The organism is Hymenobacter puniceus (assembly GCF_014333525.1).
Classification (GTDB): domain Bacteria; phylum Bacteroidota; class Bacteroidia; order Cytophagales; family Hymenobacteraceae; genus Hymenobacter.
In genome coordinates this window covers 172,989-194,043 of the sequence record NZ_JACSCX010000006.1, presented here as the reverse complement: position 1 = coordinate 194,043, position 21,055 = coordinate 172,989, and the positions used below count along the sequence as shown (strand labels likewise).

Here is a 21,055-nt window from a genome sequence, read left to right as displayed (position 1 = left end):
CTGCTTCCTCTTTTGTTTTTTGCTCATGATTTGTTGCACAGGGTTTTTTGCATACATTTGGAAATACCTTACGTTACCTTACCCTTTTCGTAACGAACCCAAAATCAGGACTTTCTATGAAAGGAACGCTACTCTCTTTACTATTCCTGACAACTGCGGCAAGTACGGCCTTGGGCCAGCAGCAACCCCAATTCACGCACTACGGTTTCAATGGCATGTACCTGAATCCTGCTTACGCAGGCATTAAAGGGCAAGGGGAAATAACAACAATCGGACGTTATCAGTACTTGGGCTATAACGCCTCCTTCGATGATGGCGGCTCACCACAGACGGGTCTTCTAACTGCTTCTCTACCAGTGCGAGCAATTGGCGGAGGTGTTGGCTTGAGTGTGAGCTATGATAAATTTGCCGTAATGAAAATGGTAAATGCTCAGCTCTCCTACTCCAAACACATAAAGGTGGGAGAGGGTACTCTGGGTTTAGGCATTCAAGGTCTGTTCAATAATCTGAGCAGTGGCAAACATCGATTTATCGATCCAAATGACCCAAGTGTCCCGCTAGAAGGTTCCGACAGCAAATTTGATGTAGGCGCAGGCTTATGGTACGAGTCTGCTACACTCTACGCGGGTTTGAGTGCCAACAATTTGTTGCGCTCCAACTACCGGTTTAGGAGCGAAGCAGGTGACAACACGGCCCAGTTCATTGCTGAAAACCATTCGTACCTCACGGTTGGAGGCAATATTGAAGCTTCATCGTCCGTTGTCGTAACACCTTCTGTCTTGGTTAAGATGGTGATGCCCGGTAAGTTTGGTGACAGCGGAAAGTTTACGTTTAAGAATAACTCATACGAGGCAAATGTCCGGGCGACATTCAATGATAAATTCTGGGGTGGTCTTGGATACCGCTACCAAGAGTCATTTACTGGTATGGCAGGCTTGGCAATAGCCAAGGATAACGCACTGCGGATCGGCTATGCGTTCGACTTTGTTGCATTTAATCAAGATGCTCGTGCACTAAGCTCGCATGAGATTATGCTGTCCTACCGTCTGCCGAAACCTGGTATGCTTATCCGTCCGGCTATTCGTACGCCACGGTACAGTTTCTAGATTTTTTGACTGTAGTGGACCATTCTGGTGCCCTGGGTATGTGGAGAAAGGATTTCTAGGAAGTACGCACTAACTCATTGCCCTTCATCGTTTAACTGGCACTACCGTCAGTTCGTAGACAAACGACCGGCATTGAGCGATAGGCTTGCGCACGAACGTAAGTTTCGCTAGATTTGCCAGCTCACAAAATTGTAATCTTCGGATATCGCCGGCTCAACAGTCATTTTCTTCCTAACATGAACAAGTTTCTCTTATTGCCTCTCGTTGCCATTTCGGCTCTGATTTTGGGAGGCTGTGGTTTTGGCAAGGGCCCACAGGGTGACCTCGTCGGAGCAGAGGACCGTCCCGAGTTCAATCCTCAGGAAGTTCCTTTCGGCATGGTTCCCTGTCCCGGTGGTACATTCCACATGGGTCAGACCGACCAGGATATATCAGCATCTATGGTGAATATGAACAAGCAGGTAACTATTGCCGGCTTTTACATGGATGAAACTGAAATCACGAACAATGAATACCGCCAGTTCATGAATGCCATCCGGCAGGACTCAATTGACGTGCTGGGCGAAGAGTATGTGATGACCGAATTGTATCCAGATACAACGGTATGGGTGCGCGACTTCACCTATCACATGGGCGACCCACTGATGGAATACTACTATACCCACCCGGCGTTTGATGATTACCCGGTAGTAGGCGTAGACTGGTTTGCAGCTAAATACTTCTGCAACTGGCGCACCAAAAATAAAAACGCTGCTAACGAAGAAGCTGGTCTGGCACCAACGCCAAACTTCCGCTTGCCTTCGGAAGCCGAGTGGGAATACGCCGCCCGTGGTGGCCGTGACCTAGCTACCTACCCGTGGGGTGGTCCATATTTGCGCAATTCCAAAGGCTGCATGCTGGCTAACTTTAAGCCGGGTCGTGGTGACTATGCCTCGGATGGCTACGCGTACACTTCGCCGGTTGGCTCGTTCTTCCCGAATGATTTCGGCCTCTACGATATGTCGGGTAACGTTTCGGAGTGGTGTGATGATGCCTACATGGAGGCTTCGGTACCGGTGGTATGGGACATGAACCCCACCAATCCTGATGACAATGAGCCCCGCAAAGTAGTGCGTGGCGGTTCGTGGAAGGACATTGCCTATTTCCTTGAGACCGGCACCCGTAACTTTGAGTATCAGGATTCTTCGCGCTCCTTTATTGGTTTCCGCACAGCCATGATTCAAATTGGCATGGGTACCAACGCCAGCATCAACTAAAAACCGCTCCTGCTTTCTGCAGCAAATTCCCTTATTTACCCCGAGTTTTTCGCGTTTTCACTAAGTCACCACTTCTTTCCAACAATCAATTCACATGGCAGCTAAAGGCGGTAGTTTTCTCTATGATGTGCTTATGCCCAAGATTTACGGCATCGGTGCCGCAGTCGTAATCATTGGAGCACTGTTCAAAATTCAGCACTGGAAAGGAGCTGACATTATGCTAATCGTTGGCCTCGGTACCGAAGCCGTTATTTTCTTTCTGAGCGCATTCCAGCCACAAGCCAAAGAGCACGACTGGTCTTTGGTATATCCAGAGCTGTCGGAAGGCTACGACCCTTCTACCAACAGCAACCGTTTTGTAGAGGAAAACAACAGCAAAGGCCTCACGCGCAAGCTGGACGACATGCTGAAGGATGCCAACGTAACGCCTGAAGCTATTTCTTCGCTGGGCCAGGGCCTGAACCGCCTGAGCACCACTACGCAGCAACTCTCCACGCTCGGTGATGCTACCAGCGCCACCGACGAGTACACCGCCAAAGTACGTAGCGCTGCTACGTCGCTGGAGCGCATCAATGAGGCTTATGCCAACACTGCTCAGGCAATGGGTGCTATGGCCGATGCTACCAAGGACGCCAAGGAATACCATGTACAAGTACAGAATGTAACCAAGAATCTGGGCGCTCTGAACGCAGTGTACGAAATGGAACTGCAGGATGCCAACACGCACCTCAAGTCCATGAACCAATTCTATGGCACGCTAAGCCAGGCCATGCAGAACATGACGGAGGCCGGCAAAGACACCGAGAAGTTCAAAGATGAGGTATCGGCTCTGACGGGCAACCTGAATTCGCTGAACCGGGTGTATGGCAACATGCTGAATGCCATGCGCGCTACCAGCTAAGGCTGAAAGCACGCAAGGAAAATTTCGGTCCCACCCTTACATATAGATAGGCAGATACGATGGCGGGAGGTAAAGAAACTCCACGGCAGAAGATGATTGGCATGATGTACCTAGTACTGACTGCACTTCTGGCCCTTCAAGTAAACTCAGCAATTCTGCTGAAATTCAAGTTTTTGGATGATAGCCTCTTCGGCATCAATGAAAAGGTATCCAAAGACCACGACGGAACCGTTAAGGGCATTGCCGCTCAGGTAGAGAAAAACCGGAATGCAGCCAAGGACGTTGCAATCCTGCGGCAGAGCGAAGACGTACGGAACCGCACCAAGCAAATGATTGACTATTTGCGTGGTGTGCGTGATAAACTCGTGACTGCCACAGAAAACACCAAAGGCAAGAGCGAGTACAAGAACATGAGTGCCGAAGACAAAGTGGCCATCACGATGCTCGGTGCTTCCAAGAACGGTGCGGCATATGAGATGAAGAACAAGCTGAACGAATATTCAGCTTATATTCAGAAGATTATTCCCAACGCAACTCCACTGGCACTCGACGCCAAGGAAGACCCGATGGTAACAGATCCGGAGCAGCGCGCCAAGAACTTTGCGGAGCTGAACTTCGAAAACACCCCACTGGTAGCCGCACTGGCGACGTTGTCGCAGAAGGAAACAGAAGTGTTGAAGTATGAGTCGGATGCACTGGCTAAGCTTTCACAGGAAGTCGGTGGCAATATTATTGTTTTCGATAAGGTGGGTGCTTTTGCTTCGGCAGAGTCGAACACCGTAGCTGCCGGTACTAAGTATAAGGCAGAACTGTTCCTGACGGCTTCGGCAACGGGCCTTCGCCCAACCATGACTCTGAATGGCTCGCCGCTGGCAGTTGATGCTTCCACCGGCAAAGGCAAAGTGGAATTCACGGCTCGTCCAGGTTCTTTCGATGCTGCTGGCAATGCCAAAGCACAGTGGACGGGTACCATCCGCTTCAAGCAGAACGGCCGCGACACCACCTTCAAAGTGACGGTGCCTTACACCGTTACCAAACCTGTTATGCAGATTCAGTCTGCTTCGGTGCAGGCGCTGTACTTCCGTTGTGGCAACAAACTGAGCGTGCAGGTACCCGCTTTGGGCGCCCAATATGCTCCAAGCTTCTCTGCTTCGGGTGCTTCTACTATTGCTGGTTCGGCGAAAGGCGAAGTAACGCTGGTGCCAAACGCTAAAGAAGTAACCTTGAGCGTTAGCAGCGGTGGTAACCCTATCGGCTCGCAAACCTTCCAGGTGCGTCCGATTCCCAAGCCGGATATCCAGTGCTGGGTGGGCGGCCGTCCGGCCAACGAAAAGCAGGGTACGCCCATCACGGCCGTACGCAACATGAACCTCAAAGCGGTTCCTGACGCGGGCTTCGCCACGTTCCTGCCCGACGACGCCCGTTTCCGCGTGTCGCGCTATGAGGTGACACTGGTACGCGGTAAGCGTCCGGCCATGCCGATGATTCCGGTAAGTGGCCCGAACGCTGATCTGAGCCGAGTGGTAGACCAAGCCCGCGAAGGTGACCGTCTGTATATCGAAGTAAAAGAAGTTCAGCGTATGAACTTCCAGGGCAACACGGAGCAGGTGAATGTATCGAAGCAGTTCAACGTGCCGTTGCTGTAAGCTGTAGTTGGTGAACTAAAAAGGGGCGATTCGCTTTCACGCATTATGAACAAGGTTCTCTCTTTCGCTGTCCTAGCTGCCGGCCTGACCCTTTCGGGGGCTGCTTCGGCTCAGGAGCAAGCCACTACCGCGAGCAGTAATGGCTCGTATCGTCCGATTCCGAACTCGGATATCATGTTCCGCAAGACAATCACACGGGCAATTGACCTGCGTGAAAAGCAGAACAAACCCATGTTTTCGGAAGGCAAGGAAATCAGCCGCGTGATTTTGGAGGCCGTGAAACGAGGTGAATTGGTTGCGTACCGTAACGATTCGCTAACGACTACCTTCACGGGTAACGAAGTGACGTCTAACATGTCCTATGCCGAATCAAACGCGGGGCTGAGCGACGAAGAACGCGCCGCCGGCTTCACGGATGATACCGCCGACGACTGGGGCGCACCGAAAAAGAAAGGCGCTAAAGCGGCTCCTAAAGCTCCGGCAGTAGCTCCAAGCTATGCCTACCGCTATAAGGATTTGTATCAGATGGAATTGAAAGAGGATATGATCTTCGACAAGAAACGGTCGCGGATGTATCACGATATCAAAACCATCACGCTGCTAGTGCCATCCACGCTGAGCTCTAACGCTTCGGGTATCGAAAAGCCTATCGGCACATTCAAGTACAGCGACCTGGTGAAGGTGTTCCGCAATAATCCGGACAAAGCCATCTGGTTTAACTCGCAAAACGACGCCCAGCACAAGAACCTCGCTGACGCTTTCGAGCTTTGGCTGTTCAACTCCTACATCGTGAAGGTGTCAAACCCGAATGATGCACGCCTGGATGAGATCTACGGTGGTCAGCAGCAAGGTATCCTCGCTTCGCAGCAAGCCGCTTCCGACCTCATCGAGTACGAGTACAACCTGTGGTCGTTCTAAAGCGCGAATTCGGTAGTTGATTCTGCCTTACGAAAAACCCCAACCAGTTAACTGGTTGGGGTTTTTCTTTGTGTGCTAGGGGCGGGCTAATTATTCGGGGGCGGGGGCAGTGGTTGTTTCCTGCTCGCTGAAGTAAGTAAGCAGGATTCGGGCTTTGGCCTTGCCAACTTCTTCAATAAGCTGCGCTTCGGTCAACTCCCGGATTTTCTTGACCGACTTGAATTTGGTCAGCAGCTTGTCAGCGGTAATGGGGCCGAGGCCTTTCACGTCGGTTAGCTCGGTTTTAAGTGTGGCAGCGTCGCGGCGGCTGCGGTGGAAGGTGATGCCGAAGCGGTGTACTTCGTCGCGCATGCGCTGGAACAGGCGCAAAGACTCGCTTTTCTTATCGATGTAAAGCGGCAGCGGATCGTTGGGCACGTAGATTTCCTCTAGGCGCTTGGCAATACCGATGACGGCCATCTGCCCCCACAGGTTCAGGTCTTTCAGGGCTTTCACTGCCATGCTCAGCTGGCCCTTGCCGCCATCCACGATAACCAACTGGGGCAGGCTGGCGCCCTCATCCACAAGGCGGCGGTAGCGGCGCGACACCACTTCGTACATCGAGTCGAAGTCGTTGGGGCCGATAACGGTTTTGATATGATAGTGGCGGTAGTCCTTTTTGCTTGGTTTGGCGTTGCGGAAACACACCATAGCGGCCACCGGATTGTCGCCCTGGAAGTTGGAGTTGTCGAAGCATTCGATGTGCTTGGGCAGCTCGGTGAGGCGCAGATCCTTGCGGATGGTTTCCATAATGCGCACCTCGTTGACATCCTTGCTTCGGTCGTTCATGCTTTCCTTTTCCTTACGCAGATACAGCACGTTCTTGATGCTCAGCTCCAGTAGCTTCCGCTTGTCGCCGATCTGGGGCTGGCTGATAACCACGCCGGGCAGTGGCAACGCAGGTATTGCCACATTGGTTAGCACCTCCTTGCTCTGGCTCTCAAATTCCTCACGAATCTGCATGATCATGGGCGCCAGAATCTCATCGTCGGGTTCATCGAGCTTTTTCTGCACCTCAATGGACTGCGTGAGGATGATGGAGCCATTCATTACCTTGAGGTAGTTGATAAAGGCCAGCTTCTCGGTGGACGCAATGCTGAACACGTCGATGTTGGACAGCGACGCATTAACGATGGTGCTTTTGCTTTGAAACTCATCTAGCTTGTCAAGCTTGAGCTTGAACTGGTGGGCCAGCTCGTACTGCATTTCCTGCGCCGCCTGGGTCATTTTGTCGCGGAAGTACTGCTTGGGTAGGCGCAGGTCGCCGTTGAGGATCTGGCGGATCTGCTGGATGTAGCCGTTATAAGTTTCCTCGTCTTCTTTGGCCACGCAGGGCGCTTTGCAGTTGCCGAGGTGAAACTCCAGGCACGGCTTGAACTTACCGGCCTCCACGTTTTCCGGCGACAGATTGTAGGTGCAGGTGCGCAGTGGATACAACGCCCGAATCAGTTCCAGCAGCAGGTTCATGCCCGTAACGTTGGCGTAAGGGCCATAATAACGGCCGTCGCCGGGACGCTTGTTGCGGGTCGGAATCAGACGCGGAAACCGTTCGTTGGTGAGCAGCAGGTAGGGGTAGGTCTTGCCGTCCTTGAGCAGGATGTTGTACTTGGGCTGGTGCTGCTTGATGAGGTTGTTTTCCAGCAGAAACGCATCGGACTCAGAATCCACGATGGTGAATTCGATGCGCTTAATGTTTTTGACTAACTGCTGGGTTTTCTTGTTGTGGTCCTGCTTGGTGAAGTAGCTGCTTACCCGCTTGCGCAGGTCAATGGCCTTGCCCACATAGATGATACCCTCATCGTCGAAATATTTGTACACGCCCGGCCGGTGCGGCAGCTGGCGGATTTGTTCCTGCAGGTGTTCTTTGGCGGCCATAAATCACAGATGGTGCAGATTGAGTGAACTTCGCAGATGGCTGCAAGACCCGAATCAGTTCAATCGTGCTTTGTTTTGCTGAGGTACGCAGCGGATTTGCGCGGAGATACGCAACGCAAGTAGTAGCGCACGAATCACAACAAAAAATGTGGCCGGGTTGTCCCGGCCACATTCTGTAAAAATCAGTTTAATCCGCCATTTCGGGCGCTAGATATCCTGTTCGCTCAGGTCTTCCAGCTCTACCTGGTTCAGCTTCTGGTCGTAGGGAATGGTGTCGCGTTGGGTGGCGCCGTTGTAGTAGCGCGAGCAGTCTATTTCAACATCCAGTGGCTTGCTGGGCTTCGGAAACGGGCCAGTGTTGATGCCGATACTTTTGTCGGCGTACACTTTCTTCATAAAGACGCCGTACATCGGCAGCGCCAGGCGCGAGCCCTGCCCGTAGGCGCCGGTGCGGAAGTGGATGCTGCGGTCTTCGCCGCCCACCCACATGCCACACACTAGGTCGGGCGTGAGGCCCATAAACCAGCCGTCGGAGTAGTTGCTAGTGGTGCCGGTTTTAGCGCCCATCTCATATGGAAACTTGAAGCCCGCTTTCAGGATGATGCTGGTGCCGCCCTGCTCCTCGGTGGCGCCGCGTAGCATGTGCGTCATCAGGTAGGCGGTTTCTTCGCTTAGGGCCTCGCGGGTTTGGGCCACGAATTCGCGGAGCACGTTGCCGTTTTTGTCTTCGATGCGCGTCACCATGATGGGCGCAGTCCAGACGCCTTTATTGACGAAGGTGCTGTAGGCGCCGGTCAACTCGTAGATGCTCACGTCGGAGGAGCCGAAGCCGATGGCTGGCACGGCATCGATAGGGGAGGTGATGCCCATGCGCTTGGCGTAGCTGGCCACCACATCGGGGCCCAGCTTCTGCACCAGCCACGCCGTAATAGAGTTCATGGAACGGGCCAGGGCCTGCCGCAACGTAAATGTGCGGCCCGAGAAGCTACCCTCAAAGTTGCGGGGCGTGTAAGCCGGCCGGCCACGCTCCGCCGGAAACGTGGTAGCCACGTCGGGCCGCTGGTAGCAGGGCGAGTAGCCCTGGTCGATGGCAGCCACATAGACGAACGGCTTGAAGGTGGAGCCGGGCTGCCGCTTGCCCTGCTTCACGTGGTCATACTTGATGTACTTATAGTCGATGCCGCCCACCCAAGCCTTAACTTGGCCATTAAGCGGGTTCATGGCCATAAATCCGGCGTGCAGCAGGCGCTTATAGTAAGCCAAAGAGTCCATCGGCGACATATTCACTTCCTTCTCGCCACCTTTCCAGGTGAACACCTTCATCTTGTACTTCTTGTTGAGGTAGTACTTGATGGAGTCCTTGTTGCCTTCATAGCGCGCATTCAGCGACTGGTAGCGGGCCGTGCGCTTGATGGACGTGCTCAGGAAGTTCGGAATCAGGCGGCCGTTTTCGTCGCGCCACGGCTGCTGGCCTTTCCAATGCTGGTCGAACCACTTCTGCTGCAGCTTCATGTGCTCGGCCACGGCCGACTCGGCATACTTCTGCATCCGCGAGTCGATGGTCGTATAAATCTTCAGGCCGTCGGAGTACAGGTCGTGGTCGGTTTCCTTGGCCCAGTCGCGCAGGGTTTTGCTGAGCTCGGTGCGGAAGTAGGGCGCAATGCCTTCGTTCTGGTTTTCGACCTTATAGTCCAGCTTGATAGGCTTGGCACTAGCTGCCGCCAGCGTCGGAGCGTCGATATATTGGTACTTGCTCATCTGGCTCAGCACCCAGTTGCGGCGCTTTTTGGAGCGTTCCGGGTTGCGCACCGGGTTAAACCACGATGGCCCGTTCACCAGCCCCACCAGCAGCGCCGACTCTTCCAGCGTGAGTACCCGTGGCTTTTTATTGAAGAACGTTTTGGCCGCCACGTTAATGCCGAAGGCATTAGAGCCAAAATCAGCGGTATTGAGGTACATCCGCAGGATTTCGCGCTTGGTGTAGTTGCGCTCCAGGCGCACGGCCAGAATCCACTCCTTAGTTTTGGTGATGACCATGCCCAGTAGCGGCACCTCGTTGAGGCGGCCATTGTTGAGGTCTTCGCGAGTGCGGAACAGCATCTTGGCCAGCTGCTGGCTGAGCGTGGAGCCACCGCCGTTCTTGCCGCCCCGCACCACACCCGATGCCACCCGCGCCAAGGCTTTAGGGTCGATGCCGGAGTGCTCCTCGAAGCGGGCATCCTCGGTGGCAATCAGGGCGTCGATGGTGGTCTGGGCCAGTTCTTCATAGGCAACCGGGGTGCGGTTTTCGCGGAAATACTTGCCCATCAGTACGCCGTCGGCCGAGTACACTTCCGAGGCCAGCTCACTGCGCGGGCTTTCCAGCGTCTTCAGGTTCGGCATCTGCCCAAACAGATTCAGAAAGTTGATGCTGACAGCAACTACAAACACAACCAAACCGAGCACGCCGGCGCCGAAAAGCAGCCACATGGCGCGGGCCAGACCCGTAAAACGGCCCGGGTGTTGGGATTTGCGGGAAGTATTTTTAGTCTTGGTGGCAGGGTAAGCCATTTCTTTTAATTAGTAATTGATAATTAGTAATGAGCAATTGGTAATTGTTTGAAGGACAGCGAATAAATTAAACGCAGCCTGCCAGCCAATTCCTCATCCTCAATTACTAATTATTAATTAACGTTAACGGTACGTCTGCTGGTAGAAGCGCTGATACTCTTCCACGTCGCGGCGTTGAAGCAGCAGCGGCAGATTGTCAATACTGATGATGAGCGTTTGGTAACCCGCGCCCCGCAGCTTGCTGAGCGGCGACTGGGGACCTCGCAGCTTCAGGCCGTAGCTCTGTGCCACTTTGGCCCCCACTAGCCCCTGTACTACCACCATCTCCAGCGAGTCGCCGAGGGGCTGTTGCTGCACCTGCAGATTATTGACGCGGTAGAAACGCCCATTGTAGGTGCTGAGTTGGGCTTGCAGGTCTTTCAGCGTGGCTGCTCCTTTCGGAAACACCAGCACTACGGCATGCCCGGCCGCTGCATTGGCCGTGTAGGGCGAAACCGGGGCAGCCGGACTTGGCGTAGTTGGTGCAGGAGTGGCAGCGGCAGGAACGGGGGTAGCCGGAGTTGTTGGGGTAGTGGCCGCCGGTGTTGTAGTAGTAGCCGTTGCTGCCGGAGGCGTGTTAGGAGCCACGACCGGGGCAGGAGTTGCCTTCGGAACCTTCTTGCCGCGTGCCCGTGCTTGCGCGGCAGCCATGCGCGCCGCTTTGGCCGGATCTGTGGCTGGTGCCGCCGGCTTGGTAGCGGCAGCTGAATCAGTAGGAGCCGGCACTGGTACGGACGGTACAGGAACAGGGACTGAGGCTGTCGGAGTAGTGCCGGAAGCTGGTGCTGTTTTAGGTGCCGGAGTAACTGTAGCGGGCTGCTTGGTGGCTGGCGTGGCAGCTGGTGTAGCAGCTGGTGTAGCAGCTGGGCGTGGCGCAGGCGTTTCATTTTCGCCGTACAGGATGCGCATGCGGTTGTTTACCTCACCGGGCCGGAACATCGACACGTCAGGCTTCTGCGTGGATGCCAGCGCGCCCACAATTTCGCCGGCCTCATACTTCTTATAAGTTACTAGCAGCGTGCGAGCCTCGGTGGCCAGCGGCGATGAGGCATAATCGGCAACGAACTTCTCCAGTGCGGCTCGAGCCACCAGCGGGGGCTGGGTGCGCAGCGCAATCAAAGCGCGCAGATACGCTATCCGGTCGTTGAAGTCGGACTCCGGAAACTGCTTGGTGGTGCGGGCCAGCACCGCCGCCGACTTCTTGAACAGTTGCTCTTTGTACAGCGCAAACGCCGAGTCCACCTTCACGGCTACTTGGCCGTTCACCAGCGACGTGCGGCGCAGGTACTCCGGGTCGGCCGCCAGGCGGGCGTAGGCGGAGGTGGGGAAGTCCTGGCGGAGCCGTTGGGCATATACTTCAGCCTTCGCCAGCTCGTTCTGCTCTTTATAAATCAGGTAAAGGCTGTAGTACGTTTCGGGCAGATGCTTGCTGGCGGCGTAGCGCTCAAGTAGTTTCTCATAGGTCTGGGCCGCCGGAACAGGTTCGCGCAGCTGCTGATTGTAGATGCCACCCAAGGCAAATAGAGCTTCTTCTACCTGCTCGTTAGAAGTCTTTAGCTGCTCTGCTGTGAGAGGAATGTTCTGACGATACTGGGCCACCAAAGCCCGCTGCTGCGCGGCAGGATCTTCGGTCATTGCTGCATTACCCAATGCCGTTGTAGCGCCGGCCGTCACGTTGGTGTTGCCGGCTCCCACCGTGTTTACCGGAGCGCCTCCATTGCGTGCCGCCACCGGCGACGAACTAGCTACGTTTACAAAACGCCAGTTATCCTGCAGCGGCCGGTCGCCCCACTTACGGATGAAGTCGGCGCGGGCCGTGCTCAAAGACGTTGGGTTATCGAAGTACCACTTGGCGCCGGTACTGCCCTCAATGAAATCAGCTGGGTCGAGGCCGGTCTGCAGGTCACGGGAAGAGCTGGGACCAGTAGCTGTCTGGCGGCGGCTGGCTAATTCCTGCCGGGCGGCTTCCACTTCGGCCGCTTTGCGGCGGGCGGTCAGCTCGGCATCGGCATACGCCACGAGGCGGGTGCGCAGAGCGGTCGTATCCAGCCGCGCCAGCGCTTGCAGGCTGTCCTGCGTTTCGATGATAGTGTACTGCGTGGCAAAGTCCTTCAGAATAGCCGCCCGCTCGGCCGTAGCCGCGTACCCGATGGCCTCCTTGGGCAGGTTCTGCACGGTGCTGTCGTAATAGGCAGCGGCCAGGCGGTATTTCTGGAGGTTTTCGTAGTAGATGCGGCCAGCCAGCAAATACGTATACGACTTCTGAGCCTGATTGCTGGTAGCGGCCCGCGCCGACTTCTGCAGCAGCGCCAGCGCCTTAGGGTAGCGCTGCTGCCGGTAATCGAGCCGCGCCATTTCGTAGTAGATCTTGTCGCGGTACTCTTTGTTCTTGGAATCCTTGAGCAGCTTGGCGAAGTACTTATCGAGCCGGGCCTTGTCGTTGTTGTTGAGGTCGGAAACCTGCCCCAGCATCAGCTTGGCAAAGAAATCCAGCTCATACGGCGGATTCTTTTTCAGGATCTGGTTGAGCTCGGCATAGGCTTTCTTGTCGTCGCCTTGCTCTTGGTAGAGCTGCGCCAGAATGTAGCGCGTGCGCGACTGTTCATTCTTGGGCTCTACCAGTGGAATGGCCTTCTCCAGGTTTTCAATGGCTTTGGCTGGCTCCCCAATTTTCAAATAGTAGTCGGCGCGCGTCAGGAAAAGCTCCTTGGCGTTAGCCTCGCGCCCTTCCTCTTTGTCCAATAAATCCGATACAGCCTTTGCATTCTCCAACTCCTTAGTTGCCACGAAGGTGCGCATCAGCCAGATCAGGGCCTCGTGCTTGGCGTCGGCGTTTTTGCTGATGCTGTTGACGTACTTGAAGGTCTTGGCTGCATCCTCATACTCCATCTTGTAGTAGCGGCTCTTGCCGATGAGAATATAGGCATCATCGGTCCAGTCGGAGGCCGCGCGATACTGAATCGGCAGGGAGGCTTTTTTTACCACTTCGTCCATGTCAGCCGTAATTGCCTTAGCACTGGCCTCATCCATTGTCGGGAACAGTGGCAGCACCCGGTTGTAGTCGTTCTGGCGGGCCTTATACAGCTTGTCCTCCGACTCCCGCATTTTCTCACGGGCCAGGAAATAGCCATTGTCGCGCGCCACCACATTGTCGTAGGCATGGCCCACTACGCCGCGGCGTTCAGAGGCACAGCCACCAACTCCGGCTAGCAAAAGCACGGCGGCTATAGAGCCGGAAAACAGACGAAAAACCGGAGAGGAATTCAAAACAGATGTCGGGAGCATAGCTTTCGAATACGCCAACGCGCAAAACCAACCAGAATGTTCAGCTTTAGCGCGGCGCAAGGGTCATAACGACACACCTTGGGTAAAATTACGCCTTTTTCCCCGCCAGTCGGGTATCTGTCAAATGCAGGGTTTACGTACTGCTATTGTACGCAGCGTACACCTTCCAGCCTCTCAACCACTTCTCCATGCCCGACGCTCCCACTCCCGCACCTCAGGCGCCTCGCGGCGGCAACTTCGGCCGCTTTATGGGTGTCGGCTTTCAGATGCTTGCCACCATTGGCCTGAGCACTTGGTTCGGCATCTGGCTGGATGGGCGCTTTGGCAGCGAGCCATGGGGTACGGTTGTGCTTACCTTGGCCGGCGTGTTTGTCGCCATGTACATCGTCATTCGGGAAGTATCGGAGAAGTAGAAGACACAATAGCCCATGCCATATCCTGATACTATCAGCATTGCTGCGTTGGAAGCCGTTCTAAACAGTGGGCTTGATGCACTGAAAGCGCAGTACGGTGAGGATGGGCATATTCCTTTAGAGCGTGATTACTACTGGCACATCGATAATGAGGCTTTATATGATATGGACAAGGACCCAATAGAACTAACTATAGGCTCCCTATGTGAGGACAGTCAGATTATTGAGGAAAGCGGAGAAAGGGGTGTCTTGCCTTTTGACGTCTACAAGGCAGCAATGCTGTTGCGTTATCTAGGTGAAAACCATTATTTCTGAGCAGTATATGTTAGGTTTCGTGTAGAATTGGCGTCGATTGGCGTACCTTTGCGGCCCCATCACCCACTACGTTCTCGCATTGCTCCGGTTTTTTCGCAATCTGCTGCTACTGGTTTTGCTGCTTTATGGCACGCTTTACCTGCTGAATGCCCACTACGGGACGGCAGTGGTGCATCCGTTGGCCCCGTACATTTTGGGCTACTTTGCAGTGCTTACGGCCGTCATCTACTGGTTTACTGCCCGGCTGGTGCGCTCTAATCCCGACAACTTCATGGGTGCCTATTTTGGCTCTATGGTGGTACGCATGCTCCTAAGCATGGGGGTGGTGCTGGTATACTTATATAAAGGTGGCGCCCACGAAGGCAATGGCACTTACACTGCCCTGGGCGCCTTTTTTATCGGGTATTTTCTCTTCACCGGGTTTGAAATCTGGAGCGTTCTGACTAACTTGCGCCCGTTTTCAAAACCGGGTGAAACCACTTTGTGAGTTTCCGGTGAACTCCGATCTAAAACATTCTGAATGAAGCGTTTACTGATAGCTCTCTTTTGTTTTCTGTCGTTCTCGGTTTCCGCCCAGGAGCAGACGGTCTCCAAGCATGAGGCCAATGAGAAGGAAGGCTTCAATGCGGGCGAGATGATTCTGCATCACATCGGCGACGCGCACGAGTGGCACTTTTTCGGGGAAGAAGGCGAAGGCGCCCACTTTACGTTACCGCTGCCCATCATTGCCTATCAGCCAAACAAAGGCCTGTCGGTATTCTCCTCGCATCACCTCTACCCCGAGGGCACGGTGCACGAAGGCCTGAAGCTGGAGCACGAAACGCTGGAAGCCACCGACGAAAGCAAAGTCTACGACTTCTCTATTACCAAGAACGTAGCTTCGTTGCTCGTGAGTGTCGCGCTGCTGCTCATTGTGTTCTTCTCGGTTTCGGCGGGTTACCGCAAAAACCACGGCCGGGCTCCTAAAGGCCTGCAGTCGTTTTTCGAGCCCATCATCCTTTTCGTGCGCGACGAAGTAGCCAAGAAGGCCATCGGCCCGAAGTACGAGCGGTATTTGCCGTATTTGCTGACCATCTTCTTCTTCATCTGGTTCAATAACCTGCTCGGACTGCTGCCCGGGGCTGCCAACCTTACCGGCAACCTGGCCGTTACCTTCCTGTTTGCCTTCATTACGCTGTGCATCACCACGTTCAGCTCCAATAAATACTACTGGTCGCACATTTTCTGGACGCCCGGTGTTCCGCTCTGGCTGCGCCCCATCATGATTCCGGTGGAATTGATTGGCGTGATTTCCAAGCCATTCTCGCTGATGGTCCGGTTGTTTGCCAACATCACGGCTGGCCACATCATTATCCTGAGCTTCATTGGCCTGATCTTCATCTTTCAGTCGATTGGCATTGCTCCGCTCTCTATTGCGTTTGGCTTGTTCATCAACGTACTGGAACTGCTGGTTGCCATTCTGCAGGCCTACATCTTCACGCTGCTCACCGCCATGTACATCGGCGGCGCGGTAGAAGAGCACCACGATGCCGACCACGGCATCGGTGGTGACGACGCCAGCGCTCCGGCTGTCGGCCACGCTGCCCACTAATAATTCCCTCCTTTTTTAACTGCGTTTTTTCTTTCATTTCCCCTCAAACTCTTTGTCTTATGCTGCTCTCTCTGTTGCTGCAGGTTGTTAATGCTGTTGGTCTGGCTGTAATGGGTGCCGGTATCGGTGCCGGTCTGGCTATTCTGGGTGCTGGTCTGGGTATCGGCCGCATCGGTGGCTCGGCCATGGAAGCCATCGGCCGTCAGCCGGAAGCCTCCGGCAAAATCCAGACTGCTATGCTGATCGTGGCTGCTCTGGTGGAAGGTGCTGCTCTGTTCGCAGTAGTAGTCTGCCTGCTGATTGCTCTGAAGCTTCAGTAGAGAAGTCGCTCGGCCCGACTCACCAGCTCTTGGCGTTGCCAGGTGGCCGGTGCGTCGGGCTTGCGTTTTCTCTGGGTTATAGCGGGCCTGGTCCTGCGCCAAGCAATTGCCAGTCACCAGCCTGATTATTCACCACTTTCGCTGAGCCCTGATGCTTACCAATCCTAGTTTCGGCCTGCTGTTTTGGCAGCTGGTCATTTTCCTGATTCTGCTTTTCCTGCTCACCAAGTTTGCTTGGAAGCCTATCCTTAGCTCGCTGCGGGAGCGGGAAGAGTCTATTGAAGGTGCTCTGCGCATGGCCGATCAGGCCAAGATCGAAATGCAGCAGCTGAAAGCCGGCAACGAAAAGCTGCTGGCCGAAGCTCGTCTGGAGCGCGACCGTATTCTGAAAGAAGCCACTGAGGTATCCAACCAGCTCATCGAGACGGCCAAGACCAAGGCAACTGAGGAAGGCGGCCGTATGATCGTGCAGGCCCGCGAAGCCATTCAGAACGAGAAGAACGCCGCGTTGGCTGAAGTGAAAAACACTGCTGCCAAGCTGTCCATCGATATTGCCGAGCGCATCCTGCGCCGTGAGCTGGCCGACCAGCCCGCTCAGCAGCAACTCGTTGGTTCGTACCTGAAGGATGTAAACCTGAATTAGGTTGTTGGGGTCTTGGGGGCTTAGGGTCGTGGTTTTCCTGGCCCCTATTTCTATCCAAGACCCTAAGCCCCCAAGACCCTAAGACCCTACATTAATGTCTGAACTACGAGTTGCCTCCCGATATGCTAAGTCGTTGCTCGATTTGGCCGAGGAGCAGGGTACGCTGGAGCAAGTAAAGGACGATATGGACTTGTTCAACAAAACGTTGACCGAGAGCCGTGACCTGCGCTTGCTGTTGCGTAACCCCATCGTCAAGCACGACAAGAAGCTGTCCATCCTGCGTGCCGTATTCGGGGGCAAGGTGTCGAACCTCACCGAGAAGTTCTTCACCATTATCACCCAGAAAAACCGCGAAAGCGCGCTGGAATTCATTGGCGCCGAGTTTCTGACGCAATACAATGGCCTGCGCGGCGTGCAGATTGCCGAAGTCACGACGGCTATGCCGCTGACTGCGGAACTACGTGCAGAAGTGGAGTCGTTGGTTCGCCAGCAGACCGGCCTTCAGCAGGTTATTCTCACCGAGAAGGTGGATGCTTCGCTTATCGGCGGCTTCGTGCTGCGCGTAGGCGACCGGCTCCTCGACGACTCTGTGAGCTTCCGGCTGCGCAAGCTGCGCACCGAATTCTCGAAGAACCCCTACCAATCTCAACTATAATCCACATGGCAGAAGTACGTCCGGATGAAGTATCCGCCATTCTGCGGGAGCAGTTGTCCAACTTCAAAACCGAAGCCGAACTCGAAGAGGTTGGTACGGTATTGCAGGTTGGCGACGGTGTAGCCCGCATCTACGGCCTGGGTAAAGCCCAGTCGGGGGAATTGCTCGAATTTGAAAACGGCCTGCAGGCCCTGGTTTTGAACCTCGAAGAAGACAACGTAGGTGCCGTAATGCTCGGCGACTACAGCGAAATCCGCGAGGGAGCCACGGTGCGCCGTACCAATAAGATTGCCTCCATTCAGGTAGGCGAAGGCATCGTGGGCCGCGTGGTAAACACGCTGGGCCAGCCTATCGACGGCCGCGGCCCCATCCAGGGCCAGACCTACGATATGCCTTTGGAGCGTAAGGCTCCCGGTGTAATCTTCCGTCAGCCCGTAACCGAGCCGATGCAGACCGGTATCAAGGCTATTGACGCCATGATTCCGATTGGCCGCGGCCAGCGCGAGCTGATCATTGGTGACCGTCAGACCGGTAAGTCGACGGTAGCGATTGACACCATCCTGAACCAGCGCGAGTTCTTCGAGCGCGGCGAGCCGGTTTTTTGCATCTACGTAGCCGTAGGCCAGAAAGCCTCCACCGTAGCCCAGGTAGTTAACGCCCTGACTAAGGGTGGTGCTATGGACTACACAGTGGTGGTTTCGGCTTCGGCTTCTGACCCCGCTCCGATGCAGTTCTTTGCTCCCTTCACGGGTGCCGCCATCGGTGAGTTCTTCCGCGACACGGGCCGTCCAGCGCTAGTGGTGTACGATGACTTGTCGAAGCAGGCTGTGGCATACCGTGAGGTGTCGCTGCTGCTGCGTCGTCCTCCCGGACGTGAAGCCTACCCTGGCGACGTATTCTACCTGCACAGCCGTCTGCTCGAGCGTGCCGCGAAGATCAACGCTTCCGACACGATTGCCAAGGACATGAACGACCTGCCAGACAGCATCAAGCACCTGGTGAAAGGTGGTGGCTCGCTGACGGCTCTGCCGCTCATCGAAACACAGGCTGGTGACGTTTCGGCGTACATCCCGACCAACGTAATTTCGATTACGGATGGCCAGATCTTCCTCGAAACCAACTTGTTCAACTCCGGTATCCGTCCTGCTATCAACGTAGGTATCTCGGTATCGCGCGTGGGTGGTAACGCCCAGATCAAGTCGATGAAGAAGGTGGCCGGTACGCTGAAGCTGGACCAGGCCCAGTTCCGCGAGTTGGAAGCCTTTGCCAAGTTCGGCTCTGACCTCGATGCCTCGACCAAACTCACTATTGAGCGTGGCCGTCGTAACCTTGAAATCCTGAAGCAGCCCCAGTTCTCGCCGCAGCGCGTGGAAGATCAGGTGGCCGTTATCTACGCCGCTACCAACGGTCTGCTCGACCTGGTGCCTGTGAACAAGGTACGTGAGTTCGAGAAGGAGTTTGTACAGGTGCTCAACACCCGTCACCCCGAAGTGCTGCAAGGCCTGAAGGCAGGCAAACTCGACGACACCATCACCGGTGCCATCCGTCAGGTTGCCAAAGACCTGTCGGCGGGATACGCTAACTAAAGCACGTCATTCCGAGCGAAGCCGAGGAATCTCGCTAGTGTGGTAGAATTGATTTACCATACTAGTGAAATGCTTCGACTTCGCTCAGCATGACGGTCTAATTGATTCAACATGGCTAGCTTAAAAGAAGTCCGTAACCGCATCGTATCGGTGCAAAGCACGCAGCAGATCACCAAAGCCATGAAAATGGTGGCGGCGGCCAAGTTGCGGCGGGCGCAGGACAATATCCTGCGTATGCGCCCCTACGCGCAGCGGCTCAACAGCATCCTGACCAACCTGACCGCCCAGGTCGGCGACGATGTGGTAAGCGAGTACGCGGTGCAGCGTGAGGTGCGCCGGGTGCTAGTGATTGCCATTACATCGGACCGCGGCTTGGCCGGTGCCTTCAATAGCAACGTGTTCAAGAACGTGAATGCCATGGTGCAGGAGCGTTACGCGGCACAGGCAGCTGCCGGCAACGTAGCTTATATGGCTATCGGCAAGAAGTCGCACGACTACTTCAACCGCCGGGGGCCGTTGGTGGGCAACTACACGCACGTGTTCGGCAAACTGTCGTTTGACACCGTGCGCGAAGCTGCTGAGCAGGCCATGGACGGCTTCCGGGCCGGTCAGTACGACGAGGTAGTAATGGTCTACAACGAGTTCAAGAACGTGGCTACGCAAGTGGTGCGGGTAGAGCAGCTGTTGCCATTGGTACCTGCCGAACCAAATGCGGCCGCTGTGCAAACCTCGAATGTAGACTACATCTTCGAGCCCTCGAAAGAGGAAATTGTGCAGACCCTAATTCCACAGTCGCTGAAGGTGCAGCTCTACAAAGCGGTACTGGAGAGTAACGCTTCGGAGCATGGCGCCCGCATGACGGCTATGGAGAAAGCCACCGAAAACGCCGGTGAGCTGCTCAAGTCGCTCAAGCTGACTTATAACCGGACGCGCCAGGCGGCCATTACCACCGAGATTCTCGAAATCGTGGGTGGTGCTGAAGCGCTGGCGGCCAGCCGGTAAGGAGAGTTGTTTTACATAAAAGCCCTGTGGCCGGTTGGTCACGGGGCTTTTTTTGTGCCTTTCTTATGCTTTTAGCAGCCAGATGTAGAGACGCGAAGGGTCACGTTTCTACATCTGGCTGCTAGACTTGCGGGGCCTGGGCGCGGTGGGGTTGCGGGTGAGCAGCTCCAGCAGGTGCTCGGGCGTGAGACTGGTAAAGTCCTTGATATACGCCAGCGGGGCCTGAAAGTCGGCGACTTTGAGGGAGGTGCCCACGGCCACGCAGCGCATGCCGGCCCGGTAAGCGGCCTGCTCGCCCAGCACGGCATCTTCCAGCACTACGCACCGCTCGGGCGGCACACCCAGCTTGCGGGCCGTGGTGAGGTAGGTGTCGGGGTGGGGCTTGCCGTGCTGCACGTCGTCTTTGCCCACCACCACGTCGAAGTACTGGCGTAGCTTCAGGTAGTCGAGGATGTAGCTGATGGTGTCGTCGCCGGAGCCGGTGCCCAGGCCGATGCGAAAGTTAGCGGTGCGGGCGGCCTGCAGAAACGCGGTGAGGCCGGCCACCTCGCGCCGCTTGTGCCAGTACAGCACCCGGTAGAGCAGCTCGCGCTGGGCGGCGTACTCTTCCAGCTGCTTTTTCGGGACGAGGTTAGTGAACACCGAGGCCAGAATCTCGCTGGCGGGGGCGCCGTTGAGGCGCTTGAGCAGGCGGCGGGCGTTGGTAGTCAGGCCCAGGTCGCGGAACAGCAGCTGAAAGGCGCGGGCCTGGTACGGCGTGTTGTCGATGAGCACGCCGTCCATGTCGAACAGCAAGGCGTAGGGGAGGGCAGTAGCGGGCATGGGGAAGGCGGCAACAGCCAATGGGTGGTGCTCCACTTACGGTCTGCCCACGATTTGGCTGCCAATGAAGCAATTCCGGCCGGCGGCCTCTAT

Annotated in this window: 18 protein-coding genes; 14 read left to right on the top strand and 4 right to left on the bottom strand. The window is 55.5% G+C overall.

Annotated features, from left to right (window positions below; all coding sequences use genetic code 11):
• The first annotated feature begins 116 nt into the window (after window positions 1–116).
• From H8B14_RS16750 to porN, 5 genes are all read left to right on the top strand, one after another.
• Window positions 117–1,106 (top strand): PorP/SprF family type IX secretion system membrane protein, encoded by a 990-nt coding sequence (locus H8B14_RS16750; protein WP_187316801.1) that lies wholly within the window; start codon window positions 117–119, stop codon window positions 1,104–1,106.
• 236 nt (window positions 1,107–1,342) lie between these two features.
• On the top strand, window positions 1,343–2,362 hold the full coding sequence (gene porK, locus H8B14_RS16745) for a T9SS ring complex lipoprotein PorK/GldK (protein ID WP_187316800.1): 1,020 nt from the start codon (window positions 1,343–1,345) through the stop codon (window positions 2,360–2,362).
• Between the two features lie 133 nt (window positions 2,363–2,495).
• Window positions 2,496–3,263, top strand: coding sequence for a type IX secretion system motor protein PorL/GldL (gene porL / locus H8B14_RS16740; RefSeq protein ID WP_261990073.1), 768 nt, complete (start codon window positions 2,496–2,498; stop codon window positions 3,261–3,263).
• Between the two features lie 59 nt (window positions 3,264–3,322).
• Window positions 3,323–4,909 carry a type IX secretion system motor protein PorM/GldM gene (gene porM / locus H8B14_RS16735; RefSeq protein ID WP_187316798.1) on the top strand — a complete coding sequence of 529 codons (1,587 nt, stop codon included), beginning with the start codon at window positions 3,323–3,325 and terminating at the stop codon, window positions 4,907–4,909.
• A 45-nt stretch (window positions 4,910–4,954) separates the two neighbouring features.
• On the top strand, window positions 4,955–5,827 hold the full coding sequence (gene porN / locus H8B14_RS16730) for a type IX secretion system ring subunit PorN/GldN (RefSeq protein ID WP_187316797.1): 873 nt from the start codon (window positions 4,955–4,957) through the stop codon (window positions 5,825–5,827).
• Between the two features lie 90 nt (window positions 5,828–5,917).
• Here the strand turns inward: porN and uvrC are convergent, their stop codons facing one another.
• From uvrC to porW, 3 genes are all read right to left on the bottom strand, one after another.
• Window positions 5,918–7,741, bottom strand: coding sequence for an excinuclease ABC subunit UvrC (gene uvrC / locus H8B14_RS16725; RefSeq protein WP_187316796.1), 1,824 nt, complete (start codon window positions 7,739–7,741; stop codon window positions 5,918–5,920).
• A gap of 207 nt (window positions 7,742–7,948) precedes the next feature.
• Window positions 7,949–10,210: a transglycosylase domain-containing protein gene (locus H8B14_RS16720; protein ID WP_187316890.1), complete on the bottom strand. Its 2,262-nt coding sequence runs from the start codon at window positions 10,208–10,210 to the stop codon at window positions 7,949–7,951.
• A 204-nt stretch (window positions 10,211–10,414) separates the two neighbouring features.
• Window positions 10,415–13,597 (bottom strand): type IX secretion system periplasmic lipoprotein PorW/SprE, encoded by a 3,183-nt coding sequence (gene porW / locus H8B14_RS16715; protein ID WP_187316795.1) that lies wholly within the window; start codon window positions 13,595–13,597, stop codon window positions 10,415–10,417.
• 206 nt (window positions 13,598–13,803) lie between these two features.
• Between porW and H8B14_RS16710 the strand changes: the two genes are divergently transcribed.
• The 9 genes from H8B14_RS16710 to atpG all read left to right on the top strand — a co-directional run bounded on the left by H8B14_RS16710 (window position 13,804) and on the right by atpG (window position 20,140).
• A complete protein-coding gene (locus tag H8B14_RS16710) occupies window positions 13,804–14,028 on the top strand; it encodes an AtpZ/AtpI family protein (protein ID WP_222840630.1) in 225 nt (74 codons plus the stop codon).
• 15 nt (window positions 14,029–14,043) lie between these two features.
• The gene (locus H8B14_RS16705) at window positions 14,044–14,343 is read left to right on the top strand and encodes a hypothetical protein (protein WP_187316794.1); all 300 of its coding nucleotides are present in this window, start codon (window positions 14,044–14,046) and stop codon (window positions 14,341–14,343) included.
• A gap of 79 nt (window positions 14,344–14,422) precedes the next feature.
• Window positions 14,423–14,830, top strand: coding sequence for a hypothetical protein (locus tag H8B14_RS16700; protein ID WP_187316793.1), 408 nt, complete (start codon window positions 14,423–14,425; stop codon window positions 14,828–14,830).
• A 33-nt stretch (window positions 14,831–14,863) separates the two neighbouring features.
• A complete protein-coding gene (atpB, locus tag H8B14_RS16695) occupies window positions 14,864–15,934 on the top strand; it encodes a F0F1 ATP synthase subunit A (protein WP_187316792.1) in 1,071 nt (356 codons plus the stop codon).
• Window positions 15,935–15,993: 59 nt separating this feature from the next.
• Entirely contained in the window at window positions 15,994–16,254 is a 261-nt protein-coding gene (gene atpE, locus H8B14_RS16690; protein ID WP_044511419.1) for an ATP synthase F0 subunit C, read from the top strand.
• A 148-nt stretch (window positions 16,255–16,402) separates the two neighbouring features.
• Complete coding sequence (locus tag H8B14_RS16685) at window positions 16,403–16,897, top strand: F0F1 ATP synthase subunit B (protein ID WP_410054462.1); 495 nt, start codon at window positions 16,403–16,405, stop codon at window positions 16,895–16,897.
• Window positions 16,898–16,991: 94 nt separating this feature from the next.
• The gene (gene atpH / locus H8B14_RS16680) at window positions 16,992–17,552 is read left to right on the top strand and encodes an ATP synthase F1 subunit delta (protein WP_187316790.1); all 561 of its coding nucleotides are present in this window, start codon (window positions 16,992–16,994) and stop codon (window positions 17,550–17,552) included.
• 5 nt (window positions 17,553–17,557) lie between these two features.
• Window positions 17,558–19,138: a F0F1 ATP synthase subunit alpha gene (gene atpA, locus H8B14_RS16675; RefSeq protein ID WP_187316789.1), complete on the top strand. Its 1,581-nt coding sequence runs from the start codon at window positions 17,558–17,560 to the stop codon at window positions 19,136–19,138.
• Window positions 19,139–19,249: 111 nt separating this feature from the next.
• The gene (atpG, locus tag H8B14_RS16670) at window positions 19,250–20,140 is read left to right on the top strand and encodes an ATP synthase F1 subunit gamma (protein WP_187316788.1); all 891 of its coding nucleotides are present in this window, start codon (window positions 19,250–19,252) and stop codon (window positions 20,138–20,140) included.
• 108 nt (window positions 20,141–20,248) lie between these two features.
• Here the strand turns inward: atpG and H8B14_RS16665 are convergent, their stop codons facing one another.
• Complete coding sequence (locus tag H8B14_RS16665) at window positions 20,249–20,962, bottom strand: HAD family hydrolase (protein WP_187316787.1); 714 nt, start codon at window positions 20,960–20,962, stop codon at window positions 20,249–20,251.
• Window positions 20,963–21,055 lie beyond the last annotated feature (93 nt).

What these genes read in the sequence shown, in the direction of transcription:
- porN (WP_187316797.1), top strand. Translation starts at nt 4,955, where the DNA reads ATGAACAAGGTTCTCTCTTTCGCTGTCCTAGCTGCCGGCCTGACCCTT.
- atpH (WP_187316790.1), top strand. Translation starts at nt 16,992, where the DNA reads ATGTCTGAACTACGAGTTGCCTCCCGATATGCTAAGTCGTTGCTCGAT.
- H8B14_RS16665 (WP_187316787.1), bottom strand. Translation starts at nt 20,962, where the DNA reads ATGCCCGCTACTGCCCTCCCCTACGCCTTGCTGTTCGACATGGACGGC.
- atpA (WP_187316789.1), top strand. Translation starts at nt 17,558, where the DNA reads ATGGCAGAAGTACGTCCGGATGAAGTATCCGCCATTCTGCGGGAGCAG.
- H8B14_RS16705 (WP_187316794.1), top strand. Translation starts at nt 14,044, where the DNA reads ATGCCATATCCTGATACTATCAGCATTGCTGCGTTGGAAGCCGTTCTA.
- atpG (WP_187316788.1), top strand. Translation starts at nt 19,250, where the DNA reads ATGGCTAGCTTAAAAGAAGTCCGTAACCGCATCGTATCGGTGCAAAGC.
- porL (WP_261990073.1), top strand. Translation starts at nt 2,496, where the DNA reads ATGCCCAAGATTTACGGCATCGGTGCCGCAGTCGTAATCATTGGAGCA.
- atpE (WP_044511419.1), top strand. Translation starts at nt 15,994, where the DNA reads ATGCTGCTCTCTCTGTTGCTGCAGGTTGTTAATGCTGTTGGTCTGGCT.
- H8B14_RS16710 (WP_222840630.1), top strand. Translation starts at nt 13,804, where the DNA reads ATGCCCGACGCTCCCACTCCCGCACCTCAGGCGCCTCGCGGCGGCAAC.
- atpB (WP_187316792.1), top strand. Translation starts at nt 14,864, where the DNA reads ATGAAGCGTTTACTGATAGCTCTCTTTTGTTTTCTGTCGTTCTCGGTT.
- uvrC (WP_187316796.1), bottom strand. Translation starts at nt 7,741, where the DNA reads ATGGCCGCCAAAGAACACCTGCAGGAACAAATCCGCCAGCTGCCGCAC.
- porM (WP_187316798.1), top strand. Translation starts at nt 3,323, where the DNA reads ATGGCGGGAGGTAAAGAAACTCCACGGCAGAAGATGATTGGCATGATG.
- H8B14_RS16720 (WP_187316890.1), bottom strand. Translation starts at nt 10,210, where the DNA reads ATGTGGCTGCTTTTCGGCGCCGGCGTGCTCGGTTTGGTTGTGTTTGTA.
- H8B14_RS16750 (WP_187316801.1), top strand. Translation starts at nt 117, where the DNA reads ATGAAAGGAACGCTACTCTCTTTACTATTCCTGACAACTGCGGCAAGT.
- porK (WP_187316800.1), top strand. Translation starts at nt 1,343, where the DNA reads ATGAACAAGTTTCTCTTATTGCCTCTCGTTGCCATTTCGGCTCTGATT.